Origin of the sequence: Pseudonocardia xinjiangensis (assembly GCF_050948425.1) — a bacterium.
GTDB classification, from domain to species: Bacteria; Actinomycetota; Actinomycetes; order Mycobacteriales; family Pseudonocardiaceae; genus Pseudonocardia; species Pseudonocardia xinjiangensis.
Genome location: NZ_CP192009.1, coordinates 1,813,629 through 1,824,939, shown reverse-complemented (window position 1 = coordinate 1,824,939; position 11,311 = coordinate 1,813,629). Strand labels below are relative to the sequence as shown.

8 protein-coding genes are annotated in these 11,311 nt (G+C 74.2%); 3 read left to right on the top strand and 5 right to left on the bottom strand.

Annotation, left to right across the window (positions count from 1 at the left end; genetic code table 11):
- Positions 1-26: 26 nt before the first annotated feature.
- The gene (locus tag ACQPZA_RS08615) at positions 27-896 is read left to right on the top strand and encodes an alpha/beta fold hydrolase (protein ID WP_433279736.1); all 870 of its coding nucleotides are present in this window, start codon (positions 27-29) and stop codon (positions 894-896) included.
- A 12-nt stretch (positions 897-908) separates the two neighbouring features.
- Here ACQPZA_RS08615 and smc read toward each other — a convergent pair whose 3' ends face one another.
- Both smc and ACQPZA_RS08605 read right to left on the bottom strand, forming a co-directional pair.
- Entirely contained in the window at positions 909-4,526 is a 3,618-nt protein-coding gene (gene smc / locus ACQPZA_RS08610; RefSeq protein WP_433279735.1) for a chromosome segregation protein SMC, read from the bottom strand.
- Between the two features lie 55 nt (positions 4,527-4,581).
- Complete coding sequence (locus ACQPZA_RS08605; protein ID WP_169400345.1) at positions 4,582-4,872, bottom strand: acylphosphatase; 291 nt, start codon at positions 4,870-4,872, stop codon at positions 4,582-4,584.
- Between the two features lie 21 nt (positions 4,873-4,893).
- Here ACQPZA_RS08605 and ACQPZA_RS08600 point away from each other — a divergent pair, with 21 nt between their 5' ends.
- Entirely contained in the window at positions 4,894-5,580 is a 687-nt protein-coding gene (locus tag ACQPZA_RS08600) for a CAP domain-containing protein (RefSeq protein ID WP_433279734.1), read from the top strand.
- A 7-nt stretch (positions 5,581-5,587) separates the two neighbouring features.
- Here ACQPZA_RS08600 and ACQPZA_RS08595 read toward each other — a convergent pair whose 3' ends face one another.
- Positions 5,588-6,277, bottom strand: a complete 690-nt coding sequence (locus tag ACQPZA_RS08595; protein ID WP_169400230.1) for a response regulator — start codon at positions 6,275-6,277, stop codon at positions 5,588-5,590.
- Positions 6,274-8,898, bottom strand: a complete 2,625-nt coding sequence (locus ACQPZA_RS08590) for a DUF4118 domain-containing protein (RefSeq protein ID WP_433279733.1) — start codon at positions 8,896-8,898, stop codon at positions 6,274-6,276. The genes ACQPZA_RS08595 and ACQPZA_RS08590 overlap by 4 nt, the downstream gene beginning before the upstream one ends.
- A gap of 140 nt (positions 8,899-9,038) precedes the next feature.
- Here ACQPZA_RS08590 and ACQPZA_RS08585 point away from each other — a divergent pair, with 140 nt between their 5' ends.
- On the top strand, positions 9,039-10,631 hold the full coding sequence (locus tag ACQPZA_RS08585) for a Na+/H+ antiporter (RefSeq protein ID WP_433279732.1): 1,593 nt from the start codon (positions 9,039-9,041) through the stop codon (positions 10,629-10,631).
- 62 nt (positions 10,632-10,693) lie between these two features.
- Here the strand turns inward: ACQPZA_RS08585 and ACQPZA_RS08580 are convergent, their stop codons facing one another.
- A complete protein-coding gene (locus ACQPZA_RS08580) occupies positions 10,694-11,311 on the bottom strand; it encodes a potassium-transporting ATPase subunit C (RefSeq protein ID WP_433279731.1) in 618 nt (205 codons plus the stop codon).

The window sequence follows — 11,311 nt, the reverse complement described above, 5'->3', positions numbered from 1 at the left end:
CCCGCCGACCCACAGGAGAACCGTCCGTGCCGACGACACCCGCCCTCCAGGAGGGCACCCACACCCTCGAGCTGAACGGCGTCCCCATGCGCTACCACGTCGCCGGACGTGGCCCGGTCTGCGTGCTCCACCCGGGAGGTCCGGGCATCGGGTGGGACTACCTGCGCATGCCACTGCTCGAGAAGAAGCTGACCTGCGTCTACGTGGAGCCGATCGGCACCGGCGAGTCGGGACGGCTGCCCGAGCACCCCGGCGGGTACTCGGTGGACCGCTACGTGGAGTTCGTCGAGGCGCTGCTCGCCCACCTCGGCGTGCCCGACGTGCACCTGCTCGGCCACTCGCACGGCGGTTTCGTGGCCCAGCGGTACGCGATCCGGCACCCCGACCGGCTCGCCGGGCTGATCCTCTTCGACACCGCGCCGCTCGCCGGCCCGGAGATCATGGTCGACGCGGCACAGAACCTGGAGAGGTTCCTGGAGCGCTACGCCGACCGGCCGGAGGCGCAGGAGGCGATGGCCACCTGGAAGGCGCTCGCCACCGGCACGGACGAGGAGTACACGGCGTCGATGCGCGGCCTGCTCCCGGCCTACTTCGCCGACTCCCGCACGGTCGAGGCGTACGACGTCATGCGCACGAGCCTGCAGGCGTGGGCGGTCACGTCGGACGAGGGACCGTGGCGCCACCACGACGCGCTCGCGGCGCTGCACCTGCCCACCCTCGTGCTGACCGGCCGGTGGGGGTTCATCTGCGGCCCGCGGTGGGGCCAGGAGCTGCACGAGACGATCCCCGGCTCGCAGCTCGTGGTGTTCGAGAACAGCGGGCACATGGGGCACCTGGAGGAGCCCGAGACGTTCGCCGCCGCCGTCACCGGCTTCGTCGAGCAGAACCTGGCCTGAGCCCCCGCCCGGTCAGCTCGCCGCGCGCAGGCGCTGGCTGATGACCGTGGTGATCCCGTCGCCGCGCATGGAGACGCCGTAGAGCGCGTCGGCCACCTCCATCGTCGGCTTCTGGTGGGTGATGACGATGAGCTGGCTCGTCTCCCGCAGCTCCTCCATGAGGGAGATGAGCCGGCGCAGGTTCACGTCGTCGAGGGCGGCCTCGATCTCGTCGAGCACGTAGAACGGCGACGGCCGCGCGCGGAAGATCGCCACGAGCAGGGCCATCGCCGTCAGCGACCGCTCCCCACCGGACAGCAGCGACAGCCGCTTGACCTTCTTGCCGGGCGGCCGGGCCTCCACCTCGATGCCGGTGGTGAGCATGTCGTCGGGGTCGGTGAGGACCAGCCTGCCGTCACCACCGGGGAACAGGGTGGCGAAGACGGTCTCGAACTCCCGCGCCACGTCGGTGTAGGCGATGGTGAAGACCTCGAGGATCTTGTCGTCCACCTCGCGGACGACGGTGAGCAGGTCGCGGCGGGTGTTCTTGAGGTCTTCCAGCTGGGTGGACAGGAACCGGTAGCGCTCCTCGAGCGCCGCGAACTCCTCGAGCGCCAGCGGGTTGACCTTGCCCAGCAGGCCGAGGTCCTTCTCGGCTCGCTGCGCGCGGCGCTGCTGGGTGGCGCGGTCGAAGGGCATCGGCGGTGGTGGCACGACGTCCTCGCCGCGCTCCTTCGCCGCCTCGTACTCGGCCATCTCCGCGGCCGAGGCGGGCACGGGTGTGTCCGGGCCGTACTCCGCGACGAGGTCGTCGATGCCGAGACCGTGGTCGGCGAGGATCTTCTCCGTGAGCTGTTCCAGCCGCAGCCGGGACTGCGCGCGCAGCACCTCGTCGCGGTGCACGGCGTCGGTGAGCTTCTCCATCAGCCCCGTGAGCCGCTGGGTGCTGGCCCTGGCCTCGCCGAGTGCCCGCTCCCGGGAGTCGCGGGCCGCCGCCGCGGCGTCCCGCTCGGTGGCCGCCGCGGCCAGCGAGACGGCGATCTGCTCCGAGGCGGTCCGGCCGGCGGCCACGACGATATTCGCGATCCGGGCGCCGCGTTCGCGCGCCTCCCGGGCCGCGGCAGCCCTGGCCCTGGCCTGCCGCTCCGAGGACGCCTGGCGGCGCAGCGAGTCGGCGCGGCCCGCGATCGCCCGCGCCCGCTCCTCCACGGTGCGCAGCGTCAACCGCGCCTCCACCTCCTCGGCGCGCGCAGCGGCGAGCGACTCGGCGGCCGCGTCGCGGATCTCGGTGTCGGGCTCGTCGTCGACCGGCTCGTCCTCGGCCACGGCGAGCTGCTGCTCGGCGGCCTCCAGCGCGAGCAACGCGTCGGAGCGACGGGCCTCGACGGCGTCGCGGCGCTCCCGCAGCCGCTGGGCCTCCGCAGTGGCCGACCGGACGGCCTGCTCGTAGCGCCCGAGCTGGGCCGACGCCGCGGCCCGGCGCTGCTCGGCCGCCGTCTGCTGCCGCCGCGCGGCCTCGACCTCGCTCAGCCGGGCGGCTTCCTCGGCGCGGGCCCCGTCGAGCGCCGGACGCAGGCCCGCCAGCTCCTCCTCGACCGCCTCCCGCTGCTCGACGGCCTCCTGCACAGCGGCCTGGACGTCCAGCGCGCTGGAGGCCGCGCCGGAACCACCGGACGCCCTGGCCGCCCCGAGCACGTCGCCGTCGGTGGTGACGGCCGTGAGCTCCGGGTGCCCGGCGACGACGGTACGGGCGGCGCCGAGATCGTCGACGACGACGACACCGTGCAGCAGCCGGGCAACGGCGCCCCGCACCGCGGGCTCGGCGGAGACGAGCCCGGATGCCCAGCGCCCCACCGGAGGTTCAGGAAAGCCACTTTCCTGCCCGGAGAGGGCCTGAAAGTGGCTTTCCTGAACTTCGGCGGAGCCCACCACCAGGGACGCCCGGCCCGCGTCGCGGGTGCGCAGGAGGCGGAGCGCGTCCACCGCGGCGTCGGGACTCGCCACCGCCAGTGCGTCGGCGAGCTCGCCCAGCGCCGCCGCGACCGCCACCCGTGCCCACGGTTCGACGGTGAGCAGGCCGGACACCGCGCCGAGCACGCCGTCGGTGTCGAGCAACGCGCCCGACCCGTCGCGGCGCGCCAGCCCGACCGAGAGGGCGTCGACCCGGGCCCGCCAGTGCGCGCGCTGCTGTTCCAGCTCGCGCTCGCGGGCCACCAGCTCGGCCACCCGCCTGCGCGCGCCGTCGTGTGCCTCGACGGCCTCGGCGCAGCGCTGCTCGAGCTCCCGCAGCGAGCTCGCGAGCGAGCCGTCGGCGGGGTCGTCGCCGCCGAGGCCGCCGAGCTCGTCGCGGGCGAGCTCCAGCTCGCCCGCCGCGGTCTCGGTGCGCTCCTCGGCCTCGGCCAGCGCCTCGGAGAGCCGGTCGATCTCGTCGGCGGTGGCGGCGGCGCCGCTGCGCAGCGCCTCGGCGCGCCCGGCGAGGGTGGCGAGGCCCGCCTTGCGGTCGGCGAGCGCGCGGACGGCGGCCATGTGGGCGCGTTCGGCCGCGGCGAGGGTCCGCTCGTGGTCGGCGCGTTCCTCCAGCACGTCCGACAGCCGTCTGCGGGCCTCGGCGACGGCCTCGACCAGCTCGTCCTCCTGTTCGGAGACGGCGTCGGCCTCGGCGTCCAGCTCGTCGGGGTCGCGCCCCGGGGTGCGTTCCTGCGGGTCGGCGAGGTGGCGGGTGCGTTCCTGGGCGAGCCGGACGGTGCCGGACAGGCGCTCCGCCAGCGCGGAGAGCCGGTACCAGGTGTCCTGCGCGGCGGCGAGCCGCGGGGCGTCCTGGGCCAGCGCGAGCTCCAGCCGTTCCTGCTCGACGCGGGCGACCGACAGCTGCTCCTCGACCTCGGCGCGGCGGGCGCGGGCCGTCGACTCGTCGGCCTCCTCACGCGCGAGGCTGTCGCGCAGGGTGACGAGGTCGTCGGCGGCGAGCCGTAACCGCGCGTCACGAAGCTCCGACTGGACGGACTGCGCCCGGCGCGCGATCTCCGCCTGCCGGCCCAGCGGTTTGAGCTGGCGGCGCAGCTCCGCGGTGAGGTCGGTGAGCCGGGTGAGGTTGGCCTGCATCGCGTCGAGCTTGCGGAGCGCCTTCTCCTTGCGCTTGCGGTGCTTGAGGACGCCTGCGGCCTCCTCGATGTAGGCCCGGCGGTCCTCGGGCTTGGACTGCAGCACCGAGTCGAGCTGCCCCTGCCCGACGATCACGTGCATCTCGCGGCCGATGCCGGAGTCCGACAGCAGCTCCTGGATGTCCAGGAGGCGGCAGTGCGATCCGTTGATCTCGTACTCGCCGGCACCGTCCCGGAACATCCGGCGGGTGATCGACACCTCGGAGTAGTCGATGGGCAGGGCACCGTCGGAGTTGTCGATGGTGAGCGTCACCTCGGCGCGGCCGAGGGCCGCTCTTCCCGAGGTACCGGCGAAGATGACGTCCTCCATCTTCCCGCCGCGCAGTGCCTTCGCGCCCTGCTCGCCGAGCACCCAGCTGATCGCGTCGACCACGTTGGACTTGCCCGAGCCGTTGGGCCCGACCACGCAGGTGATCCCGGGTTCCAGGCGCAGCGTCGTGGCCGAGGCGAAGGACTTGAAGCCCTTCAGCGTCAGGCTCTTGAGGTGCACGGCTGCGTTCTCCAGGGGACGGCGTTCTCCGGGGGGCGGTCGACGAACATTACCGTCAGGCTTCGACGAATCCCCGCAGGCCACCGCGGGCGTGGCTCCACTGCTCGACGACCTCGTCGACGCGCCCCGGCGTGCCGCCGCCCCGGACGGCGTCGCGCAGCCCCTCGCACGCCCGGCGGTCGCCTTCCGCGACCACGGCGACGCGACCGTCCGGCAGGTTGCGGGCCGAGCCGACCAGTCCCAGTTCCAGCGCGCGGCACCTCGTCCACCACCGGAAACCCACTGACTGAACGTGACCGGCGACCCACATGTTGAGCCGAACAGCCGAATCGTTGCTTGTTGTCACAATCCTGCTACTTTACGCACCGTGTTCAGCTTCGGGCATCGCGCGGGAACCCTTCTCCTCGGCCTGACGATCGGAGTAGTACTGGCTGGAAGTCTCGCTCTGGCTGTTCCTGAGGCCGTTCCCACCGCCGCCCGGGTCGACGACGACGCCGCGCTCGCCGCGCCCCCGGCGATCCGTAAGGACGTCGCACCCGCGGCCGCCCCCACGGCCCCCGTCGCCGCACCGGCACCGGCACCGGCCTCCACCGCTCCCCTCCCGACCACGACCGTCGCCCCCGCCCCGCCGAAGCCCCCGGCACCGGCCACCGTGGCGGCACCGACCACCCGGCGCGAGGTTCTGCGGGCACCCGGTCCCGCCGAGGCCGTCATCGCGGCCACCAACGCGGAGCGGAAGTCGGCTGGCTGCGGCGCGCTGGTCCGCGACGCGCGGCTCACCACCGCCGCCCAGGAGCACGCCTCCGACATGGCCTCCCGCCGCTACCTGTCCCACACCGACAAGGACGGCGACACCTTCGACGAGCGGATCCGCGACGCGGGCTACAGCTCCCCCGGCGGCGAGAACATCGCGCGGGGCCAGCGGACCGCGGCCGAGGTCGTGCAGGACTGGATGGAGTCCGCCGGGCACCGGCGCAACATCGAGGACTGCTCGTTCCGGACGATCGGTGTGGGCTACGCCGGCGACTACTGGGTGCAGGACTTCGGGCGCTGACCCCACGTCAGGCCTCGAACCGGTAGCCCATCCCCGGCTCCGTGATCAGGTGCCGGGGCCGGGACGGCTCGGGTTCGAGCTTGCGGCGCAGCTGCGCGAGGTAGACCCGCAGGTAGTTGGTCTCCGTGCCGTAGGTGGGGCCCCACACGGCCCGGAGCAGCTCGCGCTGCCCCACGAGCTTGCCGCGGTGGCGCACGAGCAGCTCCAGCACGCCCCACTCCGTGGGGGTGAGGTGCAGCTCGGTGCCGTCGGCGCGCACCACCTTCTTGGCCGCGAGGTCGACGCGGAAGTCCCCCGCGTCGACGATCGGCTCGCCGTCCACGGTGGAGACCGCGGCCCGGCGGACCGCCGCGCGCAGCCGCGCCAGCAGCTCGGCCATGCCGAAGGGCTTGGTGACGTAGTCGTCGGCGCCGGCGTCGAGGGCGCGGACGGTCTCCGGGGCGCCGGTCCGGGCCGAGAGCACGATGATCGGGACGGTGCTCCAGCCGCGCAGGCCCTCGATGACCTCGACACCGTCGATGTCGGGCAGGCCCAGGTCGAGGACGACGACGTCGGGGTGCCCGTCGGCGGCGGCGCGGAGCGCGGCGCCACCGTCGGGGGCGAGCAGGACGTGGTAGCCGTGCGCGGTGAGGTTGATCCGCAGCGCCCGCAGGATCTGCGGGTCGTCGTCGACCACGAGCACGCGGTGCTCGGTCATCGGGCGCCACCCCGCAACGGGACGGAGGGCGAGCCCGCGGGGCTCGGCGCCGGGGGGCCGGGTACTTGCCCGGTCTCCGCCGGGGCCGGGTCGGGTACAGCGGCGCCGGGCACGGCGGGCAGCGAGACCACCACGGTCAGACCGCCGCCGGGCGTGTCCTCCGCGGAGAGCGTGCCGTCCATGGTCTCGGTGAGCCCGCGGGCGACCGACAGTCCCAGCCCCACGCCCGATGCGCCGTCCCGGTCGCTGGGCAGCGCGGAACCGAGCCGCCGGAACGGGGCGAACAGGGCGTCCCGCTGGTGGCGGGGCACCCCCGGTCCGGAGTCGACGATCCGCAGCTCGACGCGGCTGGCGTGCGCGCTCGCGCGCAGCACGATCGGTGCGCCGCCCGCGTAGCGCAGCGCGTTGTCGACGGCGTTGGCGACGACGCGCTCCAGCAGGCCGGAGTCCGCGAGGACGTCGGGCAGGCTCTCGTCGATGTCGACGGTGACCCGCTCGGCGCCGGGCAGCCCGACGAGCGCGCGGCCGGCGACCTCGTCGTACCCGATCGGCGCCAGGAGCGGCGTGACCGTGCCGGAGGCGAGCCGGGCGGAGTCGAGCAGGTTGTCCACCAGACCGGTGAGCCGGTCGGCCGACTCCTCGATGGTGGCCATCAGCTCGAGGCGGTCCTGCGGCGGCAGCCGGAGGCTGGTGTCCCGCAGGCTTCCGGCGGCGGCCTTGATCGAGGTCAGCGGGCTGCGCAGGTCGTGGCCGACGGTGGACAGCAGCGCGCTGCGGGTCTCCGTGGCGTGGGCGCGGCGTCGCGAGTCGTCGGCCTCGGCCGCCGCCCGCTGGCTGCGCAGCGCGAGCAGCGCCTGCCCGCCGACCACCTCGAGCAGCCTGCGGTCCGCCGCGGCCAGCGACCGGCCGCTGCCGACGAGGTGCAGGTCGTCCTCGATCTCGACGTCGACCTCCGCCTCCTCGGGCGCCATGCACCCCACGGGCCCGGACGACGTCACACACGTCCACTCGTCCGACGCCGACCCGCCGGTGCGCTCCAGCAGCGCCACCGAGTGCAGCCCGAACGCCTCGCGGACCTTCTCGAGCAGCCGCGGGAGCGGGTCGCTGCGGGTGAGCACCGTGCGGGCGAACGACGCCAGCAGGGCACCCTCGGCCCGGGCCCGCGCGGCCTGCTGGGCGCGCCGCGCGGCGCGGTCCACGACAAGGGCGACGAGGACGGCCACCACCACCATCGCCGCGATCGCCATGAGGTTCTCCGCGGTGGCGATGCTGAAGGAGTAGAGCGGTGGGGTCAGGAAGAAGTTCAGCAGCAGGCCGCCGACCACCGCGGTCAGCACCGCGGGCCCGAGACCACCCACCATCGCCACGACGACCGTGGCGAGGAAGTACAGCACCACGTCGGTGGACATCCCGATGACGCCGCGCAGCCCGATGCCCAGCCCGGTGGCCACCAGCGGCATCAGGGCCGCGAGCACCCAGCCCAGCACCTTGCGCGACGCCGGCAGCCCGCTGTGGAACGCGGGGAGCCGCAGCCCACGGCCGGCCCCGTCGTGGGTGACCATGTGCACGTCGATCGACCCGGAGTCCTGGACCACGCGGGCTCCGATGCCCTCCACGAACACGCGCGCCAGCCGCGACCTGCGGGAGGTGCCGAGCACGAGCTGGGTGGCGTTGGCCCCGCGGGCGAAGTCGAGGAGGGCGGCGGGGACGTCCTCGCCGCCGACCACCGTGTGGAAGCTCGCGCCGACGTCCTCGGCCAGCGTCCGCAGCCGGGCCACCGCCCCGACCGGCGGCCCGGCGAGCCCGTCGCCGCGCAGCACGTGCACGGCGAGCAGGTCGGCGGCGCCTGCGCGCTTGGCGATCCGGGCCGCACGGCGCAGCACCGTCTCGCTCTCCTTGTCACCGGTCAGCGCGACGACCACGCGCTCGCGCGTCTCCCAGGTCTCGCTGATCTCCTTCTCGCTGCGGTACCGCTGCAGCGCCACGTCCACCTCGTCGGCCACCCAGAGCAGCGCCAGCTCGCGCAGCGCGATGAGGTTGCCCGGCCGGAAGTAGTTGGCCAGCGCCGCGTCGACCTTCTCCGCGGCGTAGATGTTCCCGTGCGCCATGCGCCTGCGCAGGGCCTCCGGCGTGATGTCGATCAGCTCGATCTGCGCGGCCTTGCGCACCACCTCGTCCGGCACGGTCTCCTGCTGCCGGACGCCGGTGATGCGCTCGACCACGTCGTTGAGCGACTCGAGGTGCTGGACGTTGACGGTGGTCAGGACGTCGATGCCGGCCTCGAGCAGCTCCTCGACGTCCTGCCAGCGTTTGCGGTTGCGCGAGCCGGGGGCGTTGGTGTGGGCCAGCTCGTCGATCAGCGCGACCTCGGGCCGGCGCGCGAGCACGGCGTCGAGGTCGAGCTCGTCGAGGCCGGGATGTCCGCCGACGCAGCGCCGGGGGACGATCTCGAGGCCGTCGAGCAGGTCGGCCGTCTTCGACCGGCCGTGGGTCTCGACGATGCCGACGACCACGTCGGTGCCCCGCTCCACGCGGCGGCGGGCCTCCCCGAGCATGGCGTACGTCTTGCCCACCCCGGGCGCCGCCCCGAGGTGGATCCGCAGTTCTCCACGCCTGCTCACAGCGTCGATTGTGCTCTCACGCGCGCACCCGCGACCGTCCTCGGCCGCCGAGAGCAGCCGGGACGGCGGGTGCGCCTGGAACACTGGACCGACGAGGCCGCGTCGGACATCGGGGACGGACATCGGAAGGACGGACCGGGGTGCAGGACCCACACGTGCTGCAGGTGGTGGTCGTCGTCGGGTGCGCCGTGATCGGGTTCACCTGGCTGGCGGGACGGCTGCGGATCACCCCGCCGATCGTGCTGCTGCTCGGCGGCGTCCCGCTGGCCTTCATCCCGTGGACCTCCGACGTCGTGCTGGAGCCCACGGTGGTGCTGCTGGTGTTCCTGCCGGCGCTGCTCTACTGGGAGTCGCTCACCACGTCGCTGCGTGAGATCCGGTCCAACCTGCGGGTGGTCGTGCTGTCGTCGGTGCTGCTGGTGCTGGCCACCGCCGGCCTGGTGGCCGTCACGGCGCATGCCCTGCTGGGGCTGAGCTGGCCGCTGGCCTGGGTGCTCGGCGCGGTGGTCGCCCCCACGGACGCCACCGCGATGGCGGCGGTGGCGGGCCGGATGCCGCGGCGCACCCTCACCACCCTGCGGGCCGAGAGCCTCATCAACGACGGCACAGCGCTCGTGGTCTTCGCGCTGGCGGTCTCCGTGGCCACCGGCGAGCAGGTGTTCAGCTGGGCCTCGGCGATCGGCGCCTTCGCGCTCTCCTACGTCGGTGGCGCGGTCGCCGGGCTGGTGGTCGCGTGGCTGGCGGTGCGGGCCCGCAAGCTGGTGCACGCTCCCCTCTCGGAGGCGGCCATCAGCCTGCTCACGCCGTTCGGCGCGTTCCTGCTGGCCGAGGAGCTGCACGCGTCCGGGGTGCTGGCCGTCGTCGTGTGCGGGCTGACGCTGAGCCAGTCCGGGCCCCGCGTGATCGGTGCCCGCACCCGCATCCAGACCGAGGCGTTCTGGCGCGTCACCACGTTCGTGCTGAACGGCACGCTCTTCGTGCTGGTCGGGCTGCAGCTGCGCGGTGCGGTCGAGGGACTGTCCTCGACCTCGGTCCCGGGTGCGGCCGCGCAGGCGCTGCTCGTCGCGGCCGTGGTGATCGGCACGCGGCTGCTCTGGATGAACGTCACGCCCTACGTCATCCGCGCGATCGACCGGCGCCCCCAGCAGCGGCTGCGCCGCGTGGGCTTCCGGCAGCGGCAGCCGATGGCGTGGGCCGGGTTCCGCGGCGGGGTGTCGCTCGCCGCGGCGCTCGCCGTGCCGCAGGACGTGCCCGGCCGCGACCTGATCGTGCTGGTCACCTTCGGCGTCATCCTGGTGACGCTGGTCGTCCAGGGCCTCACCCTGCCCGCGGTGCTCCGCTGGGCGCGCCTGACCGACGACGGGAGCGAGGCCAGGGAGCACGCCCTCGCCGAACGGGCCGCCACCGAGGCGGGGCTGTCCGCGCTGCCGGCCGTCGCGGAGCGCCTCGGCGTCGGACCGCTGGTCGTGGAGCGGGTGCGCGCCGACTACGAGGAGCACCTGCACGTGCTGGCCGACCCCACGATGCCGGTGGAGGACCCCGCGCTCGCCGCCGAACGTGGCCAGCACGCCGACGACCAGCGGTTGCGGGCGGCGCTGATCGCCGAGAAGCGCGCCGCGGTGGTAGGGCTGCGGGACTCCCGGAAGATCGACGACATCGTGCTGCGCCGGCTGCAGTCCCGTCTCGACGCCGAGGAGGTGCGGCTCAGCGCCCCCTCGGCCGACCTGGACTGAGCCGCCCCGCGGGGACCGTCGGGGCGTCGACGGTCCCCGGGTGGGGGGAGCGGGCACAGCGGTCAGTGCCGGGCCTCCTGCACAGCGAGGTTCAGCGTGGTGACGTTGACGGTCGGCTCGCCGAGGAAGCCCAGCACGCGCCCCGACGACGACTGCGCGACGAGGCCGCGGACCGTGTCCTCGGACAGTCCGGTCACCCGCGCGACGCGGGCCACCTGCAGTGCCGCGTAGGCGGGGCTGATGTCCGGGTCGAGCCCGGACGCCGACGCCGTCACCGCGTCGGGCGGCACGAGCGCCGGGTTCACGCCCTCCCGCTTCGCGATGAGCTCCCGCCGCTGGTTGACGGTGTCGAGCAGGTCCTGGTTGAACCCGCTCTTGTTGGAGCCACCCGACGTGGTGGTGTCGGTCGGGCCGAGCGGCCCGGACGACGAGGCGGACGGCCTGGTGTGGAAGTACGGGTCGGCCGCGGGATCCGCCGGGACCGGGTCGACCCCGATCAACGACGAGCCGACGGCGGTCCCGTTGGCGGCGTGGATGATCGAGCCCCCCGCCGGGCCGGAGAGCCCGGGGAGCTGAGCCACGCCGAACACGACGAGCGGGTACACGATCCCGCAGAGGACGGTGAACGCGATCAGCACGCGCAGCCCGGTGGCGGTCTGGCGCCACAGCATGGTGAGCAT

What these genes read in the sequence shown, in the direction of transcription:
- ACQPZA_RS08595 (WP_169400230.1), bottom strand. Translation starts at nt 6,277, where the DNA reads ATGACCGAGCACCGCGTGCTCGTGGTCGACGACGACCCGCAGATCCTG.
- ACQPZA_RS08580 (WP_433279731.1), bottom strand. Translation starts at nt 11,311, where the DNA reads ATGCTCACCATGCTGTGGCGCCAGACCGCCACCGGGCTGCGCGTGCTG.